Source organism: Pseudomonas sp. NFX15, from assembly GCF_049132105.1.
Classification (GTDB): domain Bacteria; phylum Pseudomonadota; class Gammaproteobacteria; order Pseudomonadales; family Pseudomonadaceae; genus Aquipseudomonas.
The window spans coordinates 2,501-27,544 of sequence record NZ_JAFMPV010000005.1; the positions used below are offsets into that span (position 1 = coordinate 2,501).

Genomic DNA, 25,044 nt, shown 5'->3' on the forward strand with positions numbered 1-25,044 from the left:
CAATGTAATGAGCAACAGGACAAGCGTGCCCAGCCCCAGGCGATCAACCAGAACCTTGCCCGGATCCGGCCCAAGCAAATCCGCCCAGGCCAGGTACAACCAAAATAGCGGCCACACCATCGTCGCCACAAAAACACCTATGCGCCAAAGCGGATATCGCATCAGTAATTCTTCCGTAGATCGAGCCCTGTATAGAGCGAGGCGACTTCCTCTGAATAACCGTTGAACATTTGCGTGTCGCGCACATTGGGCTTGAACAGACTGCTCGGCAGGCGCCGCTCACGAGCCTGGGTCCAGCGGGGATGGTCAACCGTAGGATTCACGTTCGCATAAAAGCCGTATTCATCTGAAGCAATGCTCTGCCACGTAGTTTTCGGCTGTTCGCTGACGAGGCTGATACGCACGATGGACTTGACGCTCTTGAAGCCATATTTCCAAGGCACGACCAAACGCAATGGCGCACCGTTTTGATTGGGCAATTCACGTCCGTACATACCCACCGCAAGTATCGCCAATGGGTTCATCGCTTCATCCAGTCGCAGCCCTTCTATATAAGGCCAGTCAATCAAGGCAAAACCAGACCGCTGCCCCGGCATCACCTTGGGGTCTTGCAGGGTTTCGAAGCGGATGAACTTGGCGCTTGAGGTCGGCTGCACTTCCTTGAGCAACGCGGATAGAGGAAAACCGATCCAGGGAATGACCATCGACCAGGCCTCCACGCAGCGCAGTCGGTAGATTCGCTCCTCCAACTGATACGGTTTCATGAAGTCTTCCAGTGCATATCGCCCCGGCTTACCCACCTCCCCGTCCACCACCACAGACCATGGCTTGGTCTTCAACGCGACCGCGTTGGCAGCCGGATCACTTTTGTCAGTGCCGAACTCATAAAAGTTGTTGTAGTGGGTCGCATCCTTGAAAGGCGTGATCGCCTCATCCTTGACGCTGACTGCCCCCCATCGGGTAGCCGGGAGCTTTTCGCTGAACCAGGCAGGCGCCTTGCCGGCCTCGACTTCCGGGTAACGGGCAGCATCTTCAGCGCGAGCCCATTGCGGCAGAGCGCCAACGGCCAAACCGGCCACAGCTGCACCGAGCACATTGCGTCGAGATAGATAGAGAGATTCAGGCGTCACGTCCGACTCATGGCAGTCGGACGCTTTGGAGACTTTGATCAGCATGGTTACTCCGAAGCTTTGGAGGACAGATGCACCCATAGACTGCGGAGTATGAGGGAAATTACGCGCTCTTGTTACGGCGAAGACGTAACAGGTATTGAACCGGACCGGAGGCCGCATAGGCGAGAAACACCAGCAGCAGGATACGCGGCGGATCGCTGAATACCACGGCGAACACCAGCACCACAGCCAGAATTGCCACGAACGGCACGCGCCCCTTCAGGTCGAGCTCCTTGAAGCTGTTGTACTTGATATTGCTGACCATCAGCATGCCGGCCGCCGCCACCATCAACGCAACCAGGAAGGACATCTTCGAGCCCGGAATGTCGTAATCGCTGAACGCCCAGACGATACCCGCCACCACACCGGCCGCCGCAGGGCTGGCCAGACCGATAAAGTAGCGCTTGTCCGCCGTGCCGACCTGGGTGTTAAAGCGCGCAAGACGCAAAGCCGCACCGGCTACATAAATGAAGGCGACCATCCAGCCGACCTTGCCCATGTCGCCCAATGCCCAGCCAAAGGCCAGTAATGCTGGCGCCACGCCGAAGGCGACCATGTCCGACAGCGAGTCGTATTCGGCACCGAAGGCGCTCTGAGTATTGGTCATGCGGGCCACGCGGCCATCCAGGCCATCGAGCACCATGGCGACGAAGATCGCGATGGCCGCAAACGCGAAATACTTGCTCGCATTGGCTGAGTCCCCGGCGCTCAGCGCGGCCTGGGCACTCATCGAGTTGATGATGGAGTAGAACCCTGCGAACAGGTTCGCAGTGGTGAACAGATTAGGCAGAAGATAGATACCACGATGCCGGACTTTACGACCTTCAGCGTCATGGCCCTCTTCGACATGTTCATCGACGGGCAGCAGGCTTTCGGCGTCAGAAGCCTGGTTTGGCTCTTCGGGGCGTTCGCTCATGGACATTACCTTGCAACGGGGTGGAAAGTTTGGACAGGTGTCTGGGACGACGGTTCGGCCGCAAACCGATGCAGCTTTATACCAGAACCGGCCTCTCAAACGAAAAAACGCGGCCTAAGCCGCGTTTTTCGTACAGGAGCGTGACTTAGTTTTTGGCTTTGTCGACGATCTTGTTGGCACCGATCCACGGCATCATGGAGCGCAGTTGCTCGCCGATGATTTCGATACCGTGAGCGGCGTTGTTACGACGCTTGGCGGTCATCGAAGGATAGCCGGTAGCGCCTTCGCTGATGAACATCTTGGCGTATTCGCCGTCCTGAATACGTTTCAGGGCGTTGCGCATGGCCTGACGGGATTCGGCGTTGATGACTTCCGGGCCGGTCACGTACTCGCCGTATTCGGCGTTGTTGGAGATTGAGTAGTTCATGTTGGCGATACCGCCTTCGTACATGAGGTCAACAATCAGTTTCAGTTCGTGCAGGCACTCGAAGTAGGCCATTTCTGGCGCGTAGCCAGCTTCAACCAGGGTTTCGAAACCGGCTTTGACCAGTTCAACGGTACCACCGCACAGAACGGCTTGTTCGCCGAACAGGTCGGTTTCGGTTTCGTCCTTGAAGGTGGTTTCGATGATGCCGGTACGACCACCGCCAACGCCAGCAGCGTAGGACAAAGCGACGTTCTTGGCGTTGCCCGAAGCGTCCTGGTAGATCGCGATCAGGTCAGGAATACCGCCGCCCTTCACGAACTCGGAACGTACGGTGTGGCCTGGAGCCTTCGGCGCGATCATGATCACGTCGAGGTCAGCACGCGGCACAACCTGGTTGTAGTGGATCGCGAAGCCGTGGGAGAAGGCCAGGGTGGCGCCTTTCTTGATGTTCGGCTCGATTTCGTTCTTGTACAGCGAGGACTGGAACTCGTCCGGGGTCAGGATCATGACCAGGTCGGCAGCAGCAACAGCGGAAGCCACGTCGGTCACTTTCAGGCCGTGGGCTTCAGCCTTGGCAACGGTAGCCGAACCTTTACGCAGGCCAACGGTAACGTCAACGCCGGAGTCTTTCAGGTTGCACGCTTGAGCGTGGCCCTGGGAGCCGTAACCGATGATGGCAACTTTCTTGCCCTGGATGATCGACAGGTCGCAGTCTTTATCGTAGAAAACTTTCATGAATTTCCCCTATATCCGGCCGTTCAGGCCATTCGCTAATTTGGTTTAGATGCTGAGTACTTTGTCGCCGCGGGCAATGCCGGTCACGCCACTGCGGACGGTTTCCAGAATCGATGCGGTGCCAATGGACTGAATGAAGCTGTCGAGCTTGTCGCTGGTACCGGTCAGTTGAACGGTATACACGCTGGCGCTGACATCGACGATCTGCCCACGGTAAATATCGGTAGTGCGCTTGATCTCGGCGCGCTGGGCACCGGTGGCCTTGACCTTGACCAGCATCAGTTCGCGCTCGATGTGAGCACTTTCCGACAGGTCGACCAGCTTTACCACTTCGATCAGCTTGTTCAGGTTCTTGGTGATCTGCTCGATGACTTCATCGTGACCGACGGTGGTCAGCGTCAGACGCGACAGGGTCGGGTCTTCAGTCGGGGCCACGGTCAGGCTTTCGATGTTGTAGTTACGCTGCGAGAACAGGCCAACCACGCGAGACAGCGCGCCGGGTTCGTTTTCCAGAAGCAAGGAAATAATGTGCCGCATGATTAAGTACGCTCCGTCTTGCTCAGCCACATATCGCGCATGGAGCCGTCTTTGATTTGCATCGGGTAGACGTGCTCGCTGGTGTCGACCGAAATATCGATCACGACCAGGCGATCTTTCATGGCGAACGCCTCTTCCATCTTCGACTTCAAATCTTTCGATTCGGTGATGCGTATGCCGACGTGACCATAGGCCTCTGCCAGCTTGACGAAGTCAGGCAACGATTCCATGTAGGAGTGCGAGTGACGGCTGCCGTAGCTCATGTCCTGCCACTGGCGAACCATACCCAGCACGCCGTTGTTCAGGATGACGATCTTCACCGGCAAACCGTACTGCAGGCAGGTGGACAGTTCCTGGATGTTCATCTGGATACTGCCTTCGCCCGTTACGCAGGCAACGTCGGCATCCGGAAAGCTCAATGCAATGCCCATGGCCGCCGGCAAACCGAAGCCCATGGTGCCCAGGCCACCGGAGTTGATCCAGCGGTTCGGCTTGTTGAACTTGTAGTACTGCGCCGCGAACATTTGGTGCTGGCCCACGTCGGAGGTCACAAAGGCATCGCCCTTGGTCACTTCGCACAGGGTTTCGACCACGGTCTGAGGCTTGATCTTGCTGCCGTCGCCCTTGTCATAAGGGAACAGGCCGCGATCACCGCGCCACTCATCAACCTGCTTCCACCAACTGGCCACGGACTCCTTGTTCGGGGTCTCGCCGATTTCCTTGAGGATCGCGACCATTTCGGTCAGGACGCTCTCGACCGGACCAACGATTGGCACGTCGGCCTTGATGGTCTTGGAAATCGAAGCCGGGTCGATGTCGATGTGGATGATCTTGGCGTTCGGGCAGAACTTGGACGGGCCGTTGATGACACGGTCGTCGAAGCGTGCACCGACAGCGAGGATCACGTCAGCATGGTGCATCGCCAAGTTGGCGGTGTAGCTGCCGTGCATGCCGAGCATGCCAATGAACTGACGGTCGGTGCCAGGGTAGGCGCCGAGCCCCATCAGGGTATTGGTCACGGGCAGGTTGAGCATTTTCGCAAGTTCAGTCAGTGGTGCGGAACCACCGCCGAGGATCACGCCGCCGCCCGAGTACAGCACAGGGCGCTTGGCCGCCAGGAGCATTTCTGCTGCCTTGCGGATTTGACCGGAGTGACCACGAACAGCCGGGCTGTAGGAACGCAGCTTGGCTTTTTTCGGGAAGACGTATTCGAACTTCTCGGCCGGGTTGGTCATGTCTTTCGGGATATCGACAACGACCGGGCCAGGACGACCGGATTGCGCCAGGTAGAAAGCCTTCTTCATGACTTCCGGGATTTCCGAGGCGTGCTTGATCATGAAGCTGTGCTTCACGATCGGCCGGGAGATACCGATCATGTCGGTTTCCTGGAACGCATCGGTGCCGACCATGGTGCTTGGCACCTGACCGGAAATGATCACCATCGGAATGGAGTCCATGTAGGCAGTGGCGATACCGGTGATGGCGTTTGTTGCGCCAGGACCGGAAGTCACCAGTACCACGCCGGCTTTACCGGTGGCACGGGCATAGCCGTCAGCCATATGGGTCGCCGCTTGCTCGTGACGAACCAGGATGTGGGTCACTTCCGGTTCTTTGAACAGGGCATCGTAGACATGAAGAAGAGCACCACCCGGGTACCCGTAGATATATTTGACGCCTTCGTCGCGCAAAAAGCGGACGAGCATCTCACCGCCAGATAAAAGCTCCACGTTGCTCACCTCTAAACGCCAGAATACCGCCCACAAAAATGGGACGGGTCTTAATAGGTTTACTTCTCAGCAGAGCATGAGCGACGGTGGTCGCCGACTACGTCAGCACTGACTGAGCAAGTATTGGGATCGTCCCAAGTATTGCGGGCCTTTCCCACCCAGCGCGAGGTAACGCGTTGCGGGTGTAACAGGTCGACGCGGATAGGCGCCTCATGATCTGCTGAGAGGGTCTGCTTCTGGCAGTCCCTGTACAGCGGACTTTGGATTCTTCTGTTTCGCCCTTCGCAAGTCAAGTCGTCTGTGCGCTTTATTCTACTAAGCGCATGAGAACGCAAGAAAAAACCCGTAATTCCCCGCCGTGTGAGCTTAAATTGCGCAAGTTTTGGCAAAGAATTGGCACGCGCACGCACTTGCGCAGCATCAGCCAGCAACGTACGGAAAGCGAAGGGGGATTACCGCCAGCAAACGCTGGCAGCATCTGGCTCAGCGAGAGACGGTGATCAGTTGATCAAACTCTTTGAGCAATACTTGCAGTTGACGATCCTTACCCTGAACGTTGCGTCCAGCAAAGACCATTTCGGCCATTTCCTGGATACCCGAGGCATTGGGCAGTGGCAAATCCTGCTCCAGGATTATTTTCATGCGGGGCAGGAAGATCCATTGCAGCCATTGCTCAAAGTCCAGGGTATCGACCGAAAAAGGCTCGACACTGGACAGCGCCTGAGCGGACGGCGGGACTTCATCCCACCACCCCTGCAACCGCAATTCGCGCTCGATCAACAGCAGTTGATCGGCAATTTTCGGGAAACGTGCGTCCATCACAGCGTTACCTTGGCCTTCTGACGCGCCAGTGCTGCGCCCTGGGCGTCGCCCTGTTTTTCACGTGCCTGGGCAATCAGCTCCCAGAGGTTGGCCTGAAGCGCCGGACGCCCGCTGGCGAAGGTCAGCCCGCGTCGGGCGAACTGCTCGGCCTGGGCCGCATCGCCTTGGGCCATGCGCACCTGGGCCAAGCGGTAAAGCACCTGCGGTTCACGCGGCGCCACGCGCTGGGCGCGCTCGAGGCTGGAGGAAGCACCGTTAAGATCGCCGCTCGCCTGTTGCTGTTGCGCGGTGGTCAACAGCGCCAGCACGGGCCCATCCAATTGCTCATCGGCCGACAAGCCACCCGAACTGGCCGACGGAATCCCGCTTGGCGTCGACGGCATGCTGTAGCTGCCCTGATTGATCGGCGCCGACTGCACCGGCGACGTATCGATCGGACCCGGCGTGATCGGTGTGGCGCTGATCGGTGTAGACGTCGTCGCCGCGCCTGGCACCATCACCACCACCCCCGTGTCACCCTGCGGAATCGCCTGGGTCTGGGACTGGCCCTGCACCGGACGCTTGACCGTCGTCTTGCGGAATCCGCCATTGGCCGTGATCCGCTCGCTGTTGGACACGGCGGTGCCGGCGTCCTCTACCGGGATCGAGCCACGTTGTACGGTGGAGCAACCGCTGAGCAAAGCTACGGCGGCAACCGCTGGAATCAACCACTTGTTCACTTAAAACCCTCTTCGCTTAATTCATCCAGCCTTTGACCCAATCCATCACCGATTCTCCCGAGGCCGGGCTTTCGCCAGCGCACGCGGTACCGGGTGGTGGTTCGCTGCCGCGAATATACGGCATCTGCACGGCACCCGGGCAACTCGCCTCGGAGCCTTGCCCGGTGCGGGAATCGACCCAGGCCTGAACAATGTTATCCGGTTGCGGCATGTCCAGCGGCAGCGGATCGGCCTTGCGCATGAAACTGGTCCAGACCTGCAAGGCACCCGTGGCGCCAGTGAATGGCGTCTTACCGTTGTCATCGCGCCCGAGCCAGACCACCGCCAGCAAGTCCTGACTGAACCCGGCGAACCAACTGTCCCGCGAGTCGTTACTGGTACCGGTTTTACCCGCCAGCGTCAGGGTCTTGGGCAACACGTTGTACACCGAGCTGCCCGTACCTTCGCGCATCACGCGCTGCATGGCGCTCTGGATCAGGTAGATCGAGGCCGGATCGAAACGCTGCTGGATCTGGAACGGATAACGCTTGAGCGGCTCGCCTTCAGCGGTCAGCACGCTGCGAATACCGCGCATCGGCGTGTTGAAGCCGCCGTTGGCGAGGGTCTGGTACATGGTCGCCACTTCAATCGGCGTCATGCCGCCTGCGCCGAGCAACATCGACGGGAAGGCCGGGAACTCACGTGTTACCCCCAGGCGACCCAGCGTCTTCAGGACGTTCGGCACACCGACGGCCAGACCCAGACGCGCGGTCGACAGGTTGTAGGAATGCGCCAGGCCCTGATAAAGGAAGACGGTGCCGTGAGAACGACGATCATAGTTCTGCGGTTTCCAGACCTGGCCATCGGCACCCTTGACCGAAAAAGCCTCGTCCGACAGCCAACTGGTCAACGTGTACTGGCTCGGTTTCTCCAGCGCGGTCAGGTAGACCGCCGGCTTGATCAGCGAGCCGACGGGCCGCACCGCGTCCAGCGCCCGGTTGAACCCGGCAAAACTGGCCTGGCGACTGCCGATCATCGCTTGTACTTCGCCGGTTTCCGGGTTGGTCACGACCATGGCCGCTTCGACGTCTTCGGAACCCTTGCGCCCCGCCAGGCGCTTGAAGGTGTCATTGACCGAGGCTTCAGCCTTCATCTGCAGGATCGGATCGAAACTGGTGAAGATGCGCAGCCCTTCTTCGGTCAAGTCTTCGTCGCGATAGTCTTCGCGCAGTTGACGCTTGACCAGGTCGAGGAAGCCGGGGAACGAACTGTCGGCCAGACTGCCGCGCTTTGTCACGCCCAGCGGCATTTTCTTCGCCGCTTCAACCTGCTCGGCCGTCGCGACGCCCTGCTCCTGCAGCACATCGAGTACCAGGTTACGCCGCTCGAGGGCGCGCTCCGGATAACGGCGCGGGTTATAGGAAGAAGGCCCCTTGACCATGCCCACCAGCAGCGCGACTTGATGCAGCTTGAGTTCGGCCAGCGGCTGGCTGAAGAAGAACTGGCTCGCCAGACCAAAACCATGCACCGCACGCTGACCGTCCTGCCCGATAAACACTTCGTTGAGGTAAGCCTCAAGAATCTCGCGTTTGTCGTAATGCAGTTCCAGTAGCAACGCCATCATCGCTTCGGTGAGCTTGCGGCTCAGGCTGCGCTCGTTGGTCAGGTAGAAGTTTTTCACCAACTGTTGAGTCAGGGTACTGCCGCCCTGCCGCATGCGGCCGGACGAACCGTTGACCCAAATGGCCCGGGCGATCGACTTCGGCGAAACTCCGAAGTGATGGTAATAATCACGGTCCTCGACCGCCACCAGCGTTTCCAGCAGGTACGGCGGCACCTGATCGATCTTGATCAGGATCCGGTCTTCGAGGTTTTTCGGGTACAGGCCGCCAATCAGCAGCGGCTCCAGGCGCACCACCGACAGTTTCGAGCCCTTGGCGCCGGACAATTCGGCCACGTAGTCGCCGGAGAATCGCACCCGCACCGGTTGCGCTTGCTCCATGCCTTCATAGAACTGGAAACCCCGGGTGTTCAGATCAACGGTATTGCCGTTGACCGACGCAGCGCCCGGCCCATTGGCCACGCTTTCGCGGCGATAGCCCAAGGCATCGAGCTCGGTCAGGAAATCATCCCGGCTCAGCTTTTGGCCGACGAACAGCTCGAGCGGGCGCGCGTAGACCTTGGCCGGAATGGTCCAGCGCTTGCCGGAGAACTTTTCCTGGACGATGGCATCCAGGTAAACGGCAAATCCGGCCAGCACTACCAGGCCGACGAGACTGAGTTTAATGGCCCAGCCCAACCACGGGCGCAGGCCCTTGGAGGCTGGTTTTTTTGGGGTACGGGGAGTTCGAGTACGAGTCATGGCGGCGGATTATACGCACTTTATTCATACTCAACAGGCGCGCGCCGAGGTTTGCGTCAGGCGGACTTGCAGCCATAATGACGGCCTTGATTTTCCAGACTCTGAAGGATCGCCCGTGAGCCAGACCCTGATCGCTGCCCTGCAAAACCCTGCCCTCTACCCGCACCCGGTGGACGGATTCCAGGTCATCGAAACCCATATTTCCTGGGTCATCCTCACCGGCCCCTTCGCCTATAAAGTGAAGAAGCCAGTCAATTTCGGCTTTCTCGACTTTACCGGCCTCGAGGCTCGCGCACATTTTTGCGCTGAAGAACTGCGCCTGAACCAACGCCTGACGGACGACCTGTACCTCGAAGTGCTGCCCGTCACCGGCAGCGCCGAAGCGCCGCAACTGAGCGGCGAAGGCCCGGCGATCGAGTACATATTGAAGATGCGTCAATTCCCGCAGAACGGTTTACTCAGCACCCTGCAAGCCAACGGCGAGCTGACCACTGCGCACATCGATGAGATGGCCGAGCAAATCGCCCGTTTCCACCTCGAGGCACCGAAAGTCCCGGCCGAGCACGATGCCGGGACCCCGGACAGCGTCATGGCGCCGGTGCGGCAGAACTTCGAACAAATCCGCCCGTTCCTCAGCGACAAGGCCGACCTGCTGCAGCTCGACGCCCTGCAAGCCTGGGCCGAAAGCAGCTTCGACCGCCTCAAGCCACTGTTCGCCGAGCGCAAGGCCGAAGGCTTCATTCGCGAATGCCACGGTGACATCCACCTGGGCAACGCCACCGTGATCGACGGCAAGGTGGTGATCTTCGACTGCATCGAATTCAACGAACCGTTTCGCTTTACCGACGTGTATGCCGATACCGGCTTCCTCGCGATGGACCTGGAAGACCGTGGCTTGAAGTGCCTGGCGCGTCGCTTCATCAGCCAGTACCTGGAGCTGACCGGCGACTATCGCGGCCTCGAACTGCTGAACTTTTATAAAGCCTACCGCGCACTGGTGCGCGCCAAGGTGGCGCTGTTCAGCATGCCGGCCGACGCCACTGCGGTGCAGCGCGCCACCACCCTGCGCCAATACCGCAACTACGCGAACCTGGCGGAAAGCTACAGCACCATCCCTTCGCGCTTCATGGCCATTACCCACGGTGTTTCGGCTGTCGGCAAAAGTCATGTCGCCATGCGCCTGGTCGAAGCCCTGGGCGCCATCCGCCTGCGCTCCGATGTCGAGCGCAAGCGCCTGTTCGGCGAGCAGACCGTCGCCAATGACGTGCAGGCCGGCATATATAGCGCCGACGCCAGCACCGCGACCTACGCCCGCCTGCACGAAGTCGCCGACATCACTCTGCGCGCCGGCTTCCCGGTGGTGGTCGACGCCACTTACCTCAAGCGCGACCAGCGTGACAACGCGGCAAAAGTAGCCGAGGCCAGAGGCGCACCGTTCCTGATCCTCGACTGCAACGCACCCCAGGCTGTGATCGAAAGCTGGCTGGCCACGCGCCAGGCCGACAAGAAAGACCCGTCGGACGCCACCCTGGCCGTGATCGAAGCCCAGCAAGCCAGCCGTGAAGCACTGACGCCAGCGGAAATCCTCTGCAGCAAACGCGTACAGACCAACGAAAGCGGGACCCTGGACACGGTTGTCGCGCAGATTCGCCAGCGCCTGCCTGGCCTGTAAAAACTATTTCAGTCGTGAAGCCCTCGCTGGCTTCACGACTGCCAAATAGTGGCACTATACTGGCGTCATAAAACCAACAGGTGACGCGACATGAGCCAACCGAAACTTCTCGACACACCGCTTTATGCCCTGCTGCACAAAGACGACATCAGAGGCTTCAACAGTGAGCGCCCCAAGGATGGCGCCATCGATATGGTCGGTGGTGATTTCCGCGGCCTGGATTTGCGCGAACTGAATGCCGAGGGTGTGGATTTCGGCGATGCCTATTTCCGTTCAGCCGACTTGCGCGGAATCGATTTTCGCAAAGCCAACCTGGAAGGCGCGAGCCTGTCCCATGCGCAAATCTCTGGCGCCTACTTTCCCGTGGAACTGAGTGCCGACGAAATCCTGATGTCGATGAATTTCGGTACGCGCCTGCGCTATCGCACCCGCTGATCGATCTCGATGACTGAACGGCCCAGCGCCTCACGGTTGCGCTGGGCTGCGACAGCGTTCGCCCCCTGATCCCCCGCCCTTTCCTACCAGGCCCGCGAACTTCTCCCACTTCGAATCCGTGCCGCTTAGAAGCTTTTGCGCCAAAAACGACCAAACAATCACGCTTTTCCTACTGATGGCTACACTCCTCAGAAGCTTGCCCACGCTCTCCATTCGGCCATCGCAAGGAGGCTTGATGAATGATGAACTGCAACACCTGAAGAATCTTGGCAAGACATCAGCGCAGTGGCTGCATGCCGTGGGCATCCATAGCGCGTCGGACTTGCGTCGCCTCGGGGCGGTGGATGCCTATCGGGCCGTGCGCACGCGCGGCTTCCGGGCGTCCAAGGTGTTGTTGTACGCGATTGAAGGCGCCCTGATGGATGTTCACTGGAATGACATTCCCGCCGAACGCAAGGAAGCGCTGAACAAGCAACTGGAAGCGATTTCTTCACGGCACAAGATCTGAAACGGTCAATATTTTTCATGTCATGCAACCTGAAACCCAATGATTACGGAGTCTGCTGGCGCTAATCCGGGAAAACGCAAAGAAATCAAAAAACAGCGGTTGACTTGGTAATGAGAATCGATATGATTATCACAACTGGTCGCGAGACTGGTCGATTTTCTGGAAAGCCCTTGGTTCGGACTCTCAGATTATCTCCTCATCAGGCTAATCACGGTTATTTGACCCGGCTCTTGCCGGGTCTTTTTTTGCCTGTGGAAGTCGAATCATTGATCGACGGCTGCGGGAAAAAATCCATCAGACAGTCGCTTGAGGCTTTGCGGCAATCGCGGTCCCAATCCGCCCACCAAAAGCGTGGGATCAAGCTCAATCACCCGCCCGTCCCTGGCCGCACGGGTCGAGCTCAGAATCGGGTTTTCCTTGAACAACGCCGCGCGTGCGGCATCGCCCGCCAACGCCCGATCGGCAAACACCAGCACATCGGGATCCAGACTGACCAGCGACTCGTTGGAGAAGGGTTTGTAACCACTGTGGGTCGCCAGGTTGTGTCCTCCGGCCTGTTGGAGCATCCAGTCGGCGGCCGTGTCCTTCCCGGCGATCAGCGGTTTACCGCCCGCATGCCCCAGCAGCAACAAGACGCCTGGGGACTTTTGTTTCAGTTGGGCCTTGGTGACGCGAATTTTCTGCGCTTCGAGTTGCTGTTGATAAGTGGTGATCATTTGCGTGGCTCGAGATTCGGCTCCCAACAGCTTGCCCAAATGCTGCAGATTGCCCTGCAACGTCGGCAGATCGGGTTGAGCCGAGAACAGTTCGACCTGCACGCCAGCGTTACGGATTTGTGCAAGCACCGGCGGCGGGCCCATTTCTTCGGTGCCGACCAATATCTGTGGGCGCAAGCTCAAGATTCCCTCTGCCGACAATTGCCGCTGATAGCCAATGCTCGGCAAGGATTTCAGCGAAGTGGGGTGCTGGCTGGTCGTGTCGACGCCCACCAGTTTCGATTCTCCCCCCAGCGCACAGACCCACTCGGATAACGCACCGCCAGCGCTGACCCATCGCTGCGGCAACTCGTCCGCCGAAGCGCAAGCGCTGGTGATAAGTCCTATACAGAACACGACAACGCGGACAGGCAGGCGCATAAACAGCTTCCTTTGAGAGGTTTCCCGGGCGCGAAAGGATCAGGCCAAGTATCCTCGGCCAGATGGCACCTGCCTAGGCAAGCAAGACAGCCATTTGATAATTGTTAGCATTTAACCGTCAAGCTCGGACATATCCGGTCACGAGCGGCGGGACTGAGGATAGACATGAAGTTGCTTTGCGCAGGCGCCGAGCTGGCCAACGACAGCAGCCGCGGTTTCGAGGTCGATGGCCAGAAGTACTTTGCGGTGCGCCGTAACGGGCAGGTTTACGCCTACATCAATCGCTGCCCGCACCGGGGCGTCGCCCTGGAGTGGCATCCCGACCAGTTTCTCGACCCCAGCAACAGCCTGATCCAGTGCGCCACCCATGGCGCACTGTTCCTGATCGAGGACGGAGAATGCGTCGCCGGCCCTTGCGCGGGGCAATTCTTGAGGAGCGTGACCTGCCGCGAGGATGAACAAGGGATCTGGATCGGCCATTAGCCACCCGGCAACACGTCAAGACGCCGGTCGACCACCATCTCTTCGTGGCTCAAACGCACACCGTAAGCCAATACCTCGACCCCACAGGCGATAGCCTCACGCAGCGCCTGTGCATAAACCGCATCGATTTCCTGCGCCGGGCGCACCGCCTCGATATCGCTCAGGCAAACACAGTACAACTGCACCGCACGAATACCGTCCCTCGCCAGGTGAGCCAGCTCACGCAGATGCTTGGCGCCACGCTGGGTGACGGCATCGGGAAACGCCGCCACCGCCGTACCGTCGAAGCCCAGGGTCACGCTTTTGACTTCGACGTAGGCCGGCCCGTCGGGGTAATCCAGGCGAAAATCGATACGACTGCTTTCCTGACCGTACGCCACTTCACGCTTGAGCCCGGTGAAGCCGTTCAGTTCGGCGATGACGCCTGCCCGCAGCGCCTCTTCGATCAAACCATTGGCCCGGGCGGTGTTTACGCAAAACAGCCGCCCTTGTGGGGTTTCACCGACCTCCCAGGTACCCGGCAACTTGCGCTTCGGGTCGTTGGAGCGGCTGAACCAGACCTGCCCGCCTTCCACCTGGCAATTGAGCATCGAACCGGTGTTCGGGCAGTGAATGGTCAGCAATTCGCCGCTAACGGTTTCGATATCGGCGAGAAAACGTTTGTAGCGACGAATGAGGCGACCTTCTTCGAGGGGAGGATGAAAACGCATCAGCCTTGCCAGCTCTTCAACCCACGCCCGATACGCTCGACCGCTTCCTGCAAGCGCTGAAGGTTCTGCGTATAGGCAAACCGCACATGATGCCCGGCCTGATACCGCCCGAAATCCAGCCCGGGTGTAAAGGCCACGTGTTCGGTTTCGAGGAAATGCTTGCAGAACGCGAAGGCATCGCCGCCGAATTTGCTGATATCCGCGTACAGGTAGAACGCCCCTTCCGGCTCCACGGCGATACCGAAACCCAGCTCGCGCAAGGCCGGCAGCAGGAAGTCGCGGCGACGGCCAAACTCCGCACGACGCTCTTCCAGAATGCTGATGGTCGCCGGTTCGAAACAGGCCAATGCCGCATGCTGAGCCATGCTCGGCGCGCTGATGTAGAGATTCTGCGCGAGCTTTTCCAGTTCGCCGACCGCCCCCTCGGGGGCCACCAGCCAGCCCAGGCGCCAGCCGGTCATGCCGAAGTATTTTGAAAAACTGTTGAGCACGAACGCACTGTCGTCGACCTCCAGCACGCTGGCCGCGTCGGTGCCGTAGGTCAGGCCATGATAGATCTCGTCGACGACCAGATGACCGTGACGCTCCTTGATCGCGGCAGACAACTTTGCCAACTCCTCGCGGGTCAGGATCGTGCCGGTCGGATTGGCCGGCGACGCAACCAGTGCGCCGACGCTGTCGTGGTCCCAATGACGTGCGATCAGGCCAGGCGTCAGCTGATAACGCACATCGGGACCGACCGGTACCAGTTGCGCCGCGCCTTCGACCAGTCGCAGGAAATGCCGGTTACACGGGTAACCCGGGTCCGCCAGCAACCAGTGCTTGCCCGGGTCTACCAGCAACGCACTGACCAACAGCAACGCACCGGAACCACCGGGCGTGATGAGAATGCGCCGCGGTTCGATGTTCAAGCCATATCGCTGCTGATAAAAGCCCGAAATGGCCTCACGTAGCTCAGGAATGCCACGGGCGGCGGTGTAGCGGGTCTTGCCGGACGCCAACGCCGCCTGGCCGGCCTGAATGATCGGCTCGGCCGTGGTGAAGTCCGGCTCACCGATTTCGAGGTGGATCACATCGTGGCCAGCCGCCTGCAATTCGTTGGCCCGCGCCAACAGCGCCATGACATGGAACGGTTCGATTGCGCGGCTGCGGGCACTGTATGAGTGAGCCATTGGCCTTCCTTCCACGAGAAAAAAACCGATTCTACCCAAGCGCAGGAACGAGCGAGAACCTAAAGCGGTCACACCCCTTACAAGCCCCGACACAAACGACTCGGACGTTTGCGCAAGGTTTGACTAAAATCATTAATTGAGCAGGGCCCAGGCACCACCAGACAACGCTTTGTCATCATTGGCAAGCACCATGGGCCGCGAGCTCGACATCCGGGAGTAGCGCGGCCCGAGTTGATCTGGTAAGTTCGCCCGCTTGCAGCCGCAGGGCCGGCAGGTGTCGGTGATGGAGCAATCCTGCGCAGATGGATTACAAGAGTAGAGGCGGTCTATTTCATGTCCACCCAAGCAAAGCAGCAAAACCAGACGATCAGCGGCTTCGAGCCCTATGTTCAGAAAGCCGGCGAAGAGTACATGGGCGAGCCCATGCGCAAGCACTTCACCAAGGTTCTGAATCAGTGGAAAAAAGAGCTGATGGAAGGCGTCGACAAGACCGTGGACCACATGAAGGACGAAGCGGCCAACTTCCCTGACCCGGCCGATCGTGCCAGCCAGGAAGAGGAGTTCGCCCTCGAACTGCGTGCCCGCGACCGTGAACGCAAGCTGATCAAGAAGATTGACAAGACCCTTCAACTGATCGAAGACGAAGAGTACGGCTGGTGCGAATCCTGCGGCATCGAGATTGGCGTCAAGCGCCTCGAAGCGCGCCCGACCGCCGACCTGTGCATCGACTGCAAGACCCTGGCGGAAATCAAGGAAAAGCAAGTCGGCAAGTAGTCGCGACTTGAACGAAGAACGGAGCGTGCGAACGCTCCGTTTTTGTTTTCAGGATTCACCTCGGCAACACGATGTGGGAGAGCCTGCTCGCGAAGGGGCCATCACTTCGACATTGATGCTGGCTGACACACCGCTTTCGCGAGCAGGCTCGCTCCCACACGTGCCTGATGCAAGCCCGGAACGAGTGACATTGCATTCATGACCACCGCCTCCCCCACGTACATCGGGCGCTTCGCCCCTACCCCCAGTGGCCACCTGCACTTCGGCTCGCTGGTCGCCGCGCTGGCGTCTTATCTCGATGCACGCTCGGTGGGCGGTCGCTGGCTGATGCGCATGGAAGACCTTGATCCGCCCCGCGAAGAACCCGGCGCCCAAGCGGCGATTCTCAAGGCGCTGGAAAGCTACGGCTTTGAATGGGACGGCGAACTGGTTCGCCAAAGCGAGCGGCACGATGCCTACGTCGAGGTGCTCAATCGCCTGTTCAATCACGGCTTGGCGTACGCGTGTACCTGCTCGCGCAAACAGCTGGAGCCGTATCACGGCATTTACCCGGGGCTGTGTCGCAATGCCGGTCATGGGACCGATGACGCGGCCATACGCCTGCGCGTGCCGGAGCTGGAATATCACTTTGTCGACAGGGTGCAGGGCCAATACCGCCAGCACCTGGGGCGGGAAGTCGGCGATTTCGTGATCCGCCGTCGCGACGGCCTTTACGCCTATCAACTGGCCGTGGTCCTGGACGATGCGTGGCAAGGCATCACCGATATCGTGCGTGGAGCCGACTTGCTTGACTCCACGCCTCGCCAGCTCTACCTGCAAGAATTGCTCGGCCTGCCGCAACCGCGTTATCTGCATATCCCGCTGATTACCCAGCCCGATGGCAATAAACTCGGCAAGTCCTACCGTTCGCCGCCATTGACCGAGGATCAGGCAACGCCGCTGTTGCTGCGAGCGCTGCGCGCACTGGGACAGAACCCGGCCACCGAACTGACGTACGCCACGCCACGGGAAGTGCTGAACTGGGGCATTGCCCACTGGGACGCCTCGCTGATCCCGCGCACACTGAGCCTGCCCGAGGCAGCGCTCTCGTGATCGCACTTGCAGTGGCGCGCCCATCCGTTACCATCGCCGCACGTTTTCGGGCACGCGCATAAAAAAGAGAGGCCGGGATGTACATCTATCGCTTGGTCCTGCTTTTGGTAGTGGGGATTTACCTGTTTTCCCCGGCCATCATGGATTGGTGGATCGACGCCACTGGCGCCTGGTATCGCCCCTATCTGCTCTGGCTGATCCTGATCGTCGTGACCTTCATCCTGCAGAGCCAAAAAGATGCCGATGAGCTTTAGCCTGACCCAGATGATCCTGATCAGCGCCGCCTACCTGGCGGTACTGTTCGGCGTGGCCTGGGTCAGTGAACGGGGCATGATCCCTCGGGCGATCATTCGCCATCCGCTGACCTACACCCTGTCACTGGGCGTCTACGCCAGTGCCTGGGCGTTTTACGGCACCGTGGGCCTGGCCTACCAGTACGGCTATGGGTTTCTGTCCAGTTACCTGGGGGTCTCCGGGGCGTTTCTGCTGGCGCCGGTTTTGCTCTACCCGATCCTGAAGATCACCCGCACCTATCAGCTGTCGTCGTTGGCCGACCTGTTTGCCTTCCGCTTTCGCAGCACCTGGGCCGGTGCACTGACCACAATCTTCATGCTGGTTGGCGTGCTGCCATTGCTGGCCTTGCAGATTCAGGCGGTCGCCGACTCCATCGGCATCCTCACCCGAGAACCGGTCCAGCATCGCGTGGCCCTGAGTTTCTGCGCCCTGATTACGCTGTTCACGATTTTCTTTGGCTCGCGCCACATCGCCACCCGGGAAAAGCACGAAGGCCTGGTGTTCGCGATCGCCTTCGAATCGGTGATCAAGTTGATCGCCCTCGGCGGCGTCGGGCTGTATGCGCTGTACGGCGTGTTCGACGGCCCGCAACAGCTTGAGCTGTGGCTGCTGCAAAACCAGACTGCCCTCGCCGCCCTGCACACGCCGTTGCAGGAAGGCCCGTGGCGCACCCTGCTGCTGGTGTTCTTCGCCTCGGCGATTGTGATGCCGCACATGTATCACATGACGTTCACCGAAAACCTAAACCCGCGTTCGCTGGTCAGTGCGAGCTGGGGCCTGCCGCTGTTCCTGTTGTTGATGAGCCTGGCGGTGCCGCTGATTCTCTGGGCCGGCTTGAAGCTCGGCGCCACCACCAACCCCGAATACTTCACCCTGGGTATCGGTATCGCAGCCAACAACAAGGCGCTGGCCTTGCTGGCGTATGTCGGCGGCTTGTCGGCGGCCAGCGGCCTGATCATCGTCACCACCCTGGCACTGTCGGGCATGGCCTTGAACCACCTGGTGCTGCCGCTGTATCAACCACCGGCCGAAGGCAATATCTACCGCTGGCTGAAGTGGACCCGCCGGGCGCTGATCGTCGCGATCATCATGGCCGGCTACGGTTTCTACCTGCTACTTGGCGCCGAACAGGACCTGGCCAACCTCGGCATCGTCGCTTTCGTTGCCACCTTGCAGTTCCTGCCGGGCGTGCTCTCGGTCCTGTATTGGCCGACCGCCAACCGCCGTGGCTTCATTGCTGGTTTGCTCGCGGGGATCCTCGTGTGGCTGGTGACCATGCTGTTGCCGTTGGTCGGTAATCTGCAGGGTTTCTATATTCCATTGCTCAACATGATCTACGTGCTGGACGACACCAGCTGGCACATGGCGGCCATCGCCTCGCTGGCCGCCAACGTGCTGATGTTTACCCTGATCTCGCTGTTCACCAACGCCAGCACCGAAGAGGCCAGCGCCGCCGAGGCCTGTGCCGTGGACAACGTGCGTCGCCCGCAACGCCGGGAACTGCACGCCGCCTCCCCCCAGGAATTCGCCACGCAACTGGCCAAGCCGCTGGGCGCAAAAGCGGCGCAGAAGGAAGTCGAGCAAGCCCTGCGCGACCTTTATCTGCCCTTCGACGAGCGCCGACCCTATGCCTTGCGCCGCTTGCGTGACCGTATCGAGGCCAACCTCTCCGGCCTGATGGGCCCGAGCGTGGCCCAGGACATGGTCGAGACCTTCCTGCCTTACAAGGCCGGTGGCGAAAACTACGTCACCGAAGACATCCACTTCATTGAAAGCCGCCTCGAGGACTACCACTCGCGTCTGACAGGCCTTGCCGCCGAACTCGATGCCCTGCGCCGTTATCACCGCCAGACCTTGCAAGAACTGCCGATGGGCGTTTGCTCACTGGCCAAGGATCAGGAAATCCTCATGTGGAACAAAGCCATGGAAGAGCTCACCGGAATCGCCGCGCAACGCGTGGTCGGCTCGCGCCTGAGCACCATTGCCGACCCGTGGAAAGAGCTGCTGCAAGGCTTTATCAACCTGCCCGACGAACACCTGCACAAGCAGCACCTGGCCCTCGACGGCCAGACCCGCTGGCTGAACCTGCACAAAGCCGCCATCGACGAGCCGCTTGCGCCAGGTAACAGTGGCCTGGTGTTGCTGGTCGAAGACTTGACCGAAACCCAGATGCTCGAGGACAAACTGGTGCATTCCGAGCGTCTGGCGAGCATTGGCCGACTGGCGGCGGGTGTGGCCCACGAAATCGGCAACCCGATCACCGGCATCGCCTGCCTGGCGCAAAACCTGCGCGAAGAACGCGAAGAAGATGGTGAGTTGAAGGAGATTAGCGGGCAGATCCTTGAGCAGACCAAACGCGTATCGCGCATTGTCCAGTCATTGATGAGCTTTGCCCACGCCGGCAGCCATCAGCACAGTGACGAGCCCGTCTGTCTGGCCGAAGTGGCCCAGGACGCCATCGGCCTGCTGGCCCTGAACCGACGCAATTTCGAAGTGCAGTTCTACAACCTGTGCGACCCCGATCACTGGGTCGAAGGCGACCCGCAGCGGCTGGCCCAGGTGCTGATCAATCTACTCTCGAATGCCCGTGACGCCTCGCCTCCCGGCAGTGCAGTGCGGGTCAAGAGCGAAGCCGGCGAACACACGGTCGACCTGATCGTGGAAGACGAAGGCAGCGGTATTCCGGCGAGCATCATGGACCGATTGTTCGAACCTTTCTTCACCACCAAGGACCCTGGCGAAGGCACCGGTCTGGGCCTTGCACTGGTCTATTCCATCGTTGAAGAGCATTATGGACAAATCACCATCGACAGCCCGGCTGATGTTCAAAGCCAACGCGGCACCCGAATCAGGGTTACCTTGCCGCGTCATGTCGAAGCGACGTCCGCTGTGAACTGAGACCGTCGAGAGTATCGAATCAATGCCGCACATTTTGATCGTCGAAGACGAAACCATTATCCGCTCCGCCTTGCGCCGCCTGCTGGAACGTAACCAGTACCAGGTCAGCGAAGCCGGTTCAGTGCAGGAAGCACAAGAACGCTTCACCATCCCCTCGTTCGACCTGATCATCAGTGACCTGCGCCTGCCGGGCGCACCTGGCACCGAATTGATCAAGCTTGCCCAAGGCACGCCGGTGCTGATCATGACCAGCTATGCCAGCCTGCGCTCGGCGGTCGACTCGATGAAAATGGGCGCGGTGGACTACATCGCCAAGCCTTTTGACCACGACGAAATGCTGCAAGCCGCCGCGCGAATCCTGCGTGACCGTCAAACGGCCCAGGCCGGGGGTGAAGCGGTGCCCGGAAAAGCTGCCAGTGGAGCAGCAAAACCCGGTGCCGACAACAGCAATGGTGAAATCGGCATCATCGGCTCGTGCCCTCCGATGCAGGACCTGTACGTCAAGATCCGCAAAGTCGCGCCAACCGACTCCAACGTGCTGATCCAGGGTGAATCCGGCACCGGTAAAGAACTGGTGGCGCGCGCCCTGCACAACCTGTCCAAACGTGCCAAGGCGCCGATGATTTCGGTGAACTGCGCGGCCATTCCGGAAAGCCTGATCGAGTCCGAACTGTTCGGTCACGAGAAAGGCGCCTTCACCGGCGCCAGCGCCGGGCGTGCCGGTCTGGTGGAAGCGGCGGATGGTGGCACGCTGTTCCTTGACGAAATCGGTGAACTACCGCTGGAAGCCCAGGCTCGCCTGCTGCGCGTGTTGCAGGAAGGTGAAATCCGTCGCGTCGGCTCGGTGCAGTCGCAGAAGGTCGATGTGCGCCTGATCGCCGCGACTCACCGTGACCTCAAGAGCCTGGCGAAGATCGGCCAGTTCCGCGAAGACTTGTACTATCGCCTGCACGTTATCGCACTGAAGCTACCCGCTCTGCGTGAACGCGGTGCGGACGTCAATGAAATCGCCAATGCGTTCCTCGCGCGGCAAAGTGCGCGGATCAACCGCACCGACCTGAAGTTTGCCGCGGATGCCGAGCAGGCCATTCGTCATTACTCCTGGCCAGGTAACGTCCGTGAACTCGAAAATGCTGTTGAGCGTGCCGTCATCCTTTGCGAAAGCCCGGAAATTTCTGCCGAGCTGCTGGGCATCGACATTGAACTGGGCGACCTGGAAGACGACGAGTTCATTGGCCTGCCCCCACAACAGGGCAATGGTAGCGCCAGTAACAACAATCACGAACCGACTGAGGATCTGTCACTGGAAGACTACTTCCAGCATTTCGTCCTCGAACACCAGGACCACATGACCGAAACCGAGTTGGCGCGCAAACTCGGCGTCAGCCGCAAATGCCTGTGGGAGCGCCGTCAGCGCCTGGGCATTCCGCGGCGCAAGTCAGGGGTGGCCAGCGAAAGCTGAATCCCACCTGTCTCATGTGCGGGTAACACGTGACAATGTGAAAAAACTGTTACCCCAGCTTTTTCACGTAACAGAAGCCGGGGCTTACGGTAACGAAGCCCCGGTTTTTTTTGGCCTCAAACAAAGCGGTCTGACGGCCTAACCCCTTGTTTTACAGGGTTTCGCAAAAGTTGGCACGCACCCTGCTATATGTTTGGTACAAGAACAATAACAAGTAATGCACAAGACAATAAAAATAAGACGAATCGACTCACGCACAATAAAAACAAGACGGCGAGAGGCGCAGCTAACTGATTTTTTTGGAGAGGCGTTGTATTTGGGGCTCGCCCCACGACCAGGCCGAGAACAACAAAAACTGTCCTAAGACAGAGCCTGTACTGGTTGGATCGCAAGATCACTGCAATTCAGCGACCAAAGCAATCCGTTTGCTCTTGGCTCCCGATTTGGGAGGGTCATGAAGTAATGCTTCATGGCGAGGGCACTCAACAAAAACAAGAAGCCCGAAACCAAAAATAAAAATAGAGCATGCAACTACTTCTTGGGGAGCTTCGGCTCCCCTTGTAGTTTGTGGCGAGGGTGCTTGCCCCCGTTCCAGTGCGCCAGTACTGGTATGATTTCCGAATCTCTCAAGCGCTTGGGCTGCTTCGCAACCGTCCATCGCGAGCAAGCTAGCGCCTACAGGCCGCGACCTACAGCTCAAATCTGCTGTGTCCTACACCATCCCCCGACTAAATGCTAGAATCCCCGCCCATCATGCGGTCATTCTTATGATATGGCCGAATATTCCTTCAAACAGTGCATCCCATGCTGAAGAAGCTGTTCCAGTCACTCCGGACGCCCAAGCGTCCTACGCAACACATTCGCAGCACGCCTGAAGTGCTCAACAGCGGCCAACACTCGCTGCAAAAGGCGCAATTCAGCCGTTACGCGGTGAATATCGTTGAACGCCTGCAGAGCGCCGGCTATCAGGCTTACCTGGTCGGCGGTTGCGTGCGCGACATGCTGCTGGGTATCACCCCGAAAGACTTCGATGTTGCCACCAGCGCCACACCCGAGCAGGTACGTGCCGAATTCCGTAACGCACGGATCATCGGCCGCCGCTTTAAGCTCGTGCACATCCACTTCGGCCGCGAAATCATCGAGGTCGCAACTTTCCGTGCCAATCACCCGCAAAACGAAGACGAGGAAGACAGCAACCAGTCTTCGCGCAACGAAAGCGGGCGCATCCTGCGCGATAACGTCTATGGCACCCTGGAAGAGGACGCGCAACGCCGCGACTTCACCATTAATGCCCTGTATTACGATCCGGTCAGTGAACGCATCCTCGACTACGCCAACGGCGTACACGACATCCGCAATCACCTGATCCGCCTGATCGGCGACCCAAAGCAACGCTACCAGGAAGACCCGGTACGCATGCTGCGGGCCGTGCGTTTCGCCGCCAAGCTGAACTTCGGCATCGAAAAACACAGCGCCCAGCCGATTCGCGACCTGGCGCCGATGCTGCGTGAGATTCCGTCGGCTCGCCTGTTCGAAGAGGTGCTCAAGCTATTCCTCTCCGGCCACGCCGCCGATACGTTCGAGATGCTGGTCGACCTGCAATTGTTCGATCCACTGTTCCCGGCCAGCGCCGAAGCACTGGAATACAACCCGACCTATACCCACACGCTGATCAGCGAAGCACTGATCAATACCGACCTGCGGATCAAGCAGAACAAACCGGTGACCCCGGCGTTCCTGTTTGCAGCCCTGCTCTGGCCTGCCCTGCCGGCCCGTGTCCTGCGCCTGCAGGAACGTGGCATGCCGCCGATTCCGGCGATGCAGGAAGCGGCGCACGAACTGATTGCCGAACAGTGCCAACGCATCGCGATTCCAAAACGCTTCACCATGCCGATCCGCGAGATCTGGGACATGCAGGAGCGCCTTCCACGCCGCAGCGGCAAACGCGCCGACCTGCTGCTGGACAATCCGCGTTTCCGCGCCGGTTACGACTTCTTGCTGCTGCGCGAAAACGCCGGCGAGCAAACCGACGGCCTGGGCGAATGGTGGACGGACTACCAGGACGCCAATGAAAGCGAACGCCGCGACATGATTCGCGACCTCAGCGGCAAGGAAGAAGGCACCGGCGCCCCGCGCAAGCGACGCCGCAGCGGTGGCTCCAAGCGCAAGCGTGCTGCCGGCGCGTCGAGCACAACGGGCGAGTAATCCATGGATCGCATCTACATCGGCATGGGCAGCAACCTGGCTGACCCCGCCGAACAATTGCGCAGCGCCGTCGAGGCGCTGGCGCAGTTGCCGCAATCGGCACTGGCCGGCGTTTCTGCGTTTTATCAAAGCGACTCGCTGCTGCCTGGCCAACCGCGTTACACCAATGCCGTGGCCGCCCTCGACAGCACGCTGGCACCGCTGGACCTGCTGGATGCCTTGCAAGCCATCGAAACCGGCCAGGGTCGCAAGCGCCTTGAACGCTGGGGCCCACGTACGCTGGACCTCGACATCTTGCTGTTCGGTGATCGGCTGATCGACGAACCGCGCCTCAAGGTGCCGCACTATCACATGCAGGAACGGGCGTTCGTGTTGTACCCGCTGGCCGAGCTGGCCCCAGCGGACCAACGCCTGTCCGACGGCCGCACCCTGGCCGAGCTGCTCAAGGCCTGCCCGTTCGTCGGCCTGGAACGCCTCCCCCCGAACTGACCGAAATCCCCTTGTGGGAGCGGGCTTGCTCGCGAAGACGATTTAACATTCAACATGAAAATTGACTGTCAGGCCGCTTTCGCGAGCAAGCCCGCTCCCACAGTGGTGTTGTGTCGCGCACAAGATCTGCTGCTGAATCGCATCAGTTACTCCGGTAACACCGCACCCGTAACAACGCGGTAACACATGCAATTGACTTCCCTCGTTCTCCTCACGACTATAGGCGTCCCGCTGCCGCCAACACGGCGTTGAAGGGCGCAATCCAGGCCTTAAAAGCACGGCTACAGAACGTGCGCCTGTATTTAACGAAGAATCACG

General features: G+C 59.7%; 23 protein-coding genes (1 of these 23 running past the window's edge). 11 read left to right on the forward strand and 12 right to left on the reverse strand.

Annotated features, from left to right (window positions below; genetic code table 11):
- From msrQ to mrcB, 9 genes are all read right to left on the reverse strand, one after another.
- Window positions 1-162 carry the start of a protein-methionine-sulfoxide reductase heme-binding subunit MsrQ gene (gene msrQ, locus J1D76_RS06970; RefSeq protein WP_421137646.1) on the reverse strand. The gene continues 459 nt to the left of window position 1, outside the view, so the window shows 162 of its 621 coding nt (coding positions 1-162); it begins with the start codon at window positions 160-162; its stop codon lies off the left edge, out of view.
- Window positions 162-1,175, reverse strand: coding sequence for a protein-methionine-sulfoxide reductase catalytic subunit MsrP (msrP, locus tag J1D76_RS06975; RefSeq protein WP_421137647.1), 1,014 nt, complete (start codon window positions 1,173-1,175; stop codon window positions 162-164). Before msrP ends, msrQ begins: the two co-directional genes overlap by 1 nt.
- Window positions 1,176-1,233: 58 nt before the next feature.
- Window positions 1,234-2,088, reverse strand: coding sequence for a CDP-diacylglycerol--serine O-phosphatidyltransferase (gene pssA / locus J1D76_RS06980; protein ID WP_421137648.1), 855 nt, complete (start codon window positions 2,086-2,088; stop codon window positions 1,234-1,236).
- Window positions 2,089-2,233: 145 nt separating this feature from the next.
- On the reverse strand, window positions 2,234-3,250 hold the full coding sequence (gene ilvC, locus J1D76_RS06985; RefSeq protein ID WP_003228216.1) for a ketol-acid reductoisomerase: 1,017 nt from the start codon (window positions 3,248-3,250) through the stop codon (window positions 2,234-2,236).
- A 45-nt stretch (window positions 3,251-3,295) separates the two neighbouring features.
- Window positions 3,296-3,787 carry an acetolactate synthase small subunit gene (gene ilvN / locus J1D76_RS06990; RefSeq protein WP_003176102.1) on the reverse strand — a complete coding sequence of 164 codons (492 nt, stop codon included), beginning with the start codon at window positions 3,785-3,787 and terminating at the stop codon, window positions 3,296-3,298.
- Between the two features lie 2 nt (window positions 3,788-3,789).
- Window positions 3,790-5,514, reverse strand: coding sequence for an acetolactate synthase 3 large subunit (locus J1D76_RS06995; protein ID WP_421137649.1), 1,725 nt, complete (start codon window positions 5,512-5,514; stop codon window positions 3,790-3,792).
- 483 nt (window positions 5,515-5,997) lie between these two features.
- Window positions 5,998-6,333, reverse strand: a complete 336-nt coding sequence (locus J1D76_RS07000) for a YqcC family protein (RefSeq protein ID WP_421137650.1) — start codon at window positions 6,331-6,333, stop codon at window positions 5,998-6,000.
- The gene (locus J1D76_RS07005; protein ID WP_421137651.1) at window positions 6,333-7,055 is read right to left on the reverse strand and encodes a tetratricopeptide repeat protein; all 723 of its coding nucleotides are present in this window, start codon (window positions 7,053-7,055) and stop codon (window positions 6,333-6,335) included. The genes J1D76_RS07000 and J1D76_RS07005 overlap by 1 nt, the downstream gene beginning before the upstream one ends.
- 16 nt (window positions 7,056-7,071) lie before the next feature.
- Complete coding sequence (mrcB, locus tag J1D76_RS07010; protein ID WP_421137652.1) at window positions 7,072-9,396, reverse strand: penicillin-binding protein 1B; 2,325 nt, start codon at window positions 9,394-9,396, stop codon at window positions 7,072-7,074.
- A gap of 115 nt (window positions 9,397-9,511) precedes the next feature.
- Here mrcB and J1D76_RS07015 point away from each other — a divergent pair, with 115 nt between their 5' ends.
- From J1D76_RS07015 to J1D76_RS07025, 3 genes are all read left to right on the forward strand, one after another.
- Window positions 9,512-11,068 (forward strand): bifunctional aminoglycoside phosphotransferase/ATP-binding protein, encoded by a 1,557-nt coding sequence (locus tag J1D76_RS07015; RefSeq protein ID WP_421137653.1) that lies wholly within the window; start codon window positions 9,512-9,514, stop codon window positions 11,066-11,068.
- A gap of 90 nt (window positions 11,069-11,158) precedes the next feature.
- On the forward strand, window positions 11,159-11,503 hold the full coding sequence (locus J1D76_RS07020) for a pentapeptide repeat-containing protein (RefSeq protein WP_421137654.1): 345 nt from the start codon (window positions 11,159-11,161) through the stop codon (window positions 11,501-11,503).
- Between the two features lie 235 nt (window positions 11,504-11,738).
- Window positions 11,739-12,011, forward strand: a complete 273-nt coding sequence (locus J1D76_RS07025) for a TfoX/Sxy family protein (RefSeq protein ID WP_096515175.1) — start codon at window positions 11,739-11,741, stop codon at window positions 12,009-12,011.
- 263 nt (window positions 12,012-12,274) lie between these two features.
- Here J1D76_RS07025 and J1D76_RS07030 read toward each other — a convergent pair whose 3' ends face one another.
- Window positions 12,275-13,147 carry a heme/hemin ABC transporter substrate-binding protein gene (locus J1D76_RS07030; RefSeq protein ID WP_421137655.1) on the reverse strand — a complete coding sequence of 291 codons (873 nt, stop codon included), beginning with the start codon at window positions 13,145-13,147 and terminating at the stop codon, window positions 12,275-12,277.
- 165 nt (window positions 13,148-13,312) lie between these two features.
- On the opposite strand from J1D76_RS07030, the gene J1D76_RS07035 reads away from it, so the two are divergent.
- Window positions 13,313-13,630, forward strand: a complete 318-nt coding sequence (locus J1D76_RS07035; RefSeq protein WP_421137656.1) for a Rieske (2Fe-2S) protein — start codon at window positions 13,313-13,315, stop codon at window positions 13,628-13,630.
- Here J1D76_RS07035 and sfsA read toward each other — a convergent pair.
- Complete coding sequence (gene sfsA / locus J1D76_RS07040; RefSeq protein WP_421137657.1) at window positions 13,627-14,340, reverse strand: DNA/RNA nuclease SfsA; 714 nt, start codon at window positions 14,338-14,340, stop codon at window positions 13,627-13,629. The two genes, J1D76_RS07035 and sfsA, sit on opposite strands and share 4 nt — an antisense overlap.
- Window positions 14,340-15,512, reverse strand: a complete 1,173-nt coding sequence (locus tag J1D76_RS07045) for a pyridoxal phosphate-dependent aminotransferase (RefSeq protein WP_421137658.1) — start codon at window positions 15,510-15,512, stop codon at window positions 14,340-14,342. Before J1D76_RS07045 ends, sfsA begins: the two co-directional genes overlap by 1 nt.
- A 333-nt stretch (window positions 15,513-15,845) precedes the next feature.
- Between J1D76_RS07045 and dksA the strand changes: the two genes are divergently transcribed.
- The 7 genes from dksA (at window position 15,846) to folK (ending at window position 24,726) form a co-directional block, all read left to right on the forward strand.
- A complete protein-coding gene (dksA, locus tag J1D76_RS07050; RefSeq protein ID WP_007995322.1) occupies window positions 15,846-16,286 on the forward strand; it encodes an RNA polymerase-binding protein DksA in 441 nt (146 codons plus the stop codon).
- 198 nt (window positions 16,287-16,484) lie between these two features.
- Window positions 16,485-17,378 carry a tRNA glutamyl-Q(34) synthetase GluQRS gene (gluQRS, locus tag J1D76_RS07055; RefSeq protein ID WP_421137659.1) on the forward strand — a complete coding sequence of 298 codons (894 nt, stop codon included), beginning with the start codon at window positions 16,485-16,487 and terminating at the stop codon, window positions 17,376-17,378.
- A gap of 77 nt (window positions 17,379-17,455) precedes the next feature.
- Window positions 17,456-17,632 carry a hypothetical protein gene (locus J1D76_RS07060; protein WP_003176118.1) on the forward strand — a complete coding sequence of 59 codons (177 nt, stop codon included), beginning with the start codon at window positions 17,456-17,458 and terminating at the stop codon, window positions 17,630-17,632.
- Window positions 17,616-20,570 carry a sensor histidine kinase gene (locus tag J1D76_RS07065; RefSeq protein WP_421137660.1) on the forward strand — a complete coding sequence of 985 codons (2,955 nt, stop codon included), beginning with the start codon at window positions 17,616-17,618 and terminating at the stop codon, window positions 20,568-20,570. Before J1D76_RS07060 ends, J1D76_RS07065 begins: the two co-directional genes overlap by 17 nt.
- 22 nt (window positions 20,571-20,592) lie before the next feature.
- Window positions 20,593-22,032: a sigma-54-dependent transcriptional regulator gene (locus J1D76_RS07070; RefSeq protein ID WP_421137661.1), complete on the forward strand. Its 1,440-nt coding sequence runs from the start codon at window positions 20,593-20,595 to the stop codon at window positions 22,030-22,032.
- Between the two features lie 804 nt (window positions 22,033-22,836).
- The gene (locus tag J1D76_RS07075; protein WP_421137662.1) at window positions 22,837-24,237 is read left to right on the forward strand and encodes a polynucleotide adenylyltransferase PcnB; all 1,401 of its coding nucleotides are present in this window, start codon (window positions 22,837-22,839) and stop codon (window positions 24,235-24,237) included.
- A gap of 3 nt (window positions 24,238-24,240) precedes the next feature.
- Window positions 24,241-24,726: a 2-amino-4-hydroxy-6-hydroxymethyldihydropteridine diphosphokinase gene (gene folK, locus J1D76_RS07080; RefSeq protein ID WP_421137663.1), complete on the forward strand. Its 486-nt coding sequence runs from the start codon at window positions 24,241-24,243 to the stop codon at window positions 24,724-24,726.
- Window positions 24,727-25,044 lie beyond the last annotated feature (318 nt).

Coding starts and splice junctions, on each gene's coding strand:
- J1D76_RS07065 (WP_421137660.1), top strand. CDS start 17,616: ATGCCGATGAGCTTTAGCCTGACCCAGATGATCCTGATCAGCGCCGCC.
- msrP (WP_421137647.1), bottom strand. CDS start 1,175: ATGCTGATCAAAGTCTCCAAAGCGTCCGACTGCCATGAGTCGGACGTG.
- J1D76_RS07060 (WP_003176118.1), top strand. CDS start 17,456: ATGTACATCTATCGCTTGGTCCTGCTTTTGGTAGTGGGGATTTACCTG.
- J1D76_RS07075 (WP_421137662.1), top strand. CDS start 22,837: ATGCTGAAGAAGCTGTTCCAGTCACTCCGGACGCCCAAGCGTCCTACG.
- mrcB (WP_421137652.1), bottom strand. CDS start 9,396: ATGACTCGTACTCGAACTCCCCGTACCCCAAAAAAACCAGCCTCCAAG.
- pssA (WP_421137648.1), bottom strand. CDS start 2,088: ATGAGCGAACGCCCCGAAGAGCCAAACCAGGCTTCTGACGCCGAAAGC.
- J1D76_RS07030 (WP_421137655.1), bottom strand. CDS start 13,147: ATGCGCCTGCCTGTCCGCGTTGTCGTGTTCTGTATAGGACTTATCACC.
- J1D76_RS07020 (WP_421137654.1), top strand. CDS start 11,159: ATGAGCCAACCGAAACTTCTCGACACACCGCTTTATGCCCTGCTGCAC.
- J1D76_RS07035 (WP_421137656.1), top strand. CDS start 13,313: ATGAAGTTGCTTTGCGCAGGCGCCGAGCTGGCCAACGACAGCAGCCGC.
- J1D76_RS07045 (WP_421137658.1), bottom strand. CDS start 15,512: ATGGCTCACTCATACAGTGCCCGCAGCCGCGCAATCGAACCGTTCCAT.
- J1D76_RS07070 (WP_421137661.1), top strand. CDS start 20,593: ATGCCGCACATTTTGATCGTCGAAGACGAAACCATTATCCGCTCCGCC.
- J1D76_RS07025 (WP_096515175.1), top strand. CDS start 11,739: ATGAATGATGAACTGCAACACCTGAAGAATCTTGGCAAGACATCAGCG.
- gluQRS (WP_421137659.1), top strand. CDS start 16,485: ATGACCACCGCCTCCCCCACGTACATCGGGCGCTTCGCCCCTACCCCC.
- ilvN (WP_003176102.1), bottom strand. CDS start 3,787: ATGCGGCACATTATTTCCTTGCTTCTGGAAAACGAACCCGGCGCGCTG.
- ilvC (WP_003228216.1), bottom strand. CDS start 3,250: ATGAAAGTTTTCTACGATAAAGACTGCGACCTGTCGATCATCCAGGGC.
- J1D76_RS07000 (WP_421137650.1), bottom strand. CDS start 6,333: ATGGACGCACGTTTCCCGAAAATTGCCGATCAACTGCTGTTGATCGAG.
- dksA (WP_007995322.1), top strand. CDS start 15,846: ATGTCCACCCAAGCAAAGCAGCAAAACCAGACGATCAGCGGCTTCGAG.
- sfsA (WP_421137657.1), bottom strand. CDS start 14,340: ATGCGTTTTCATCCTCCCCTCGAAGAAGGTCGCCTCATTCGTCGCTAC.
- folK (WP_421137663.1), top strand. CDS start 24,241: ATGGATCGCATCTACATCGGCATGGGCAGCAACCTGGCTGACCCCGCC.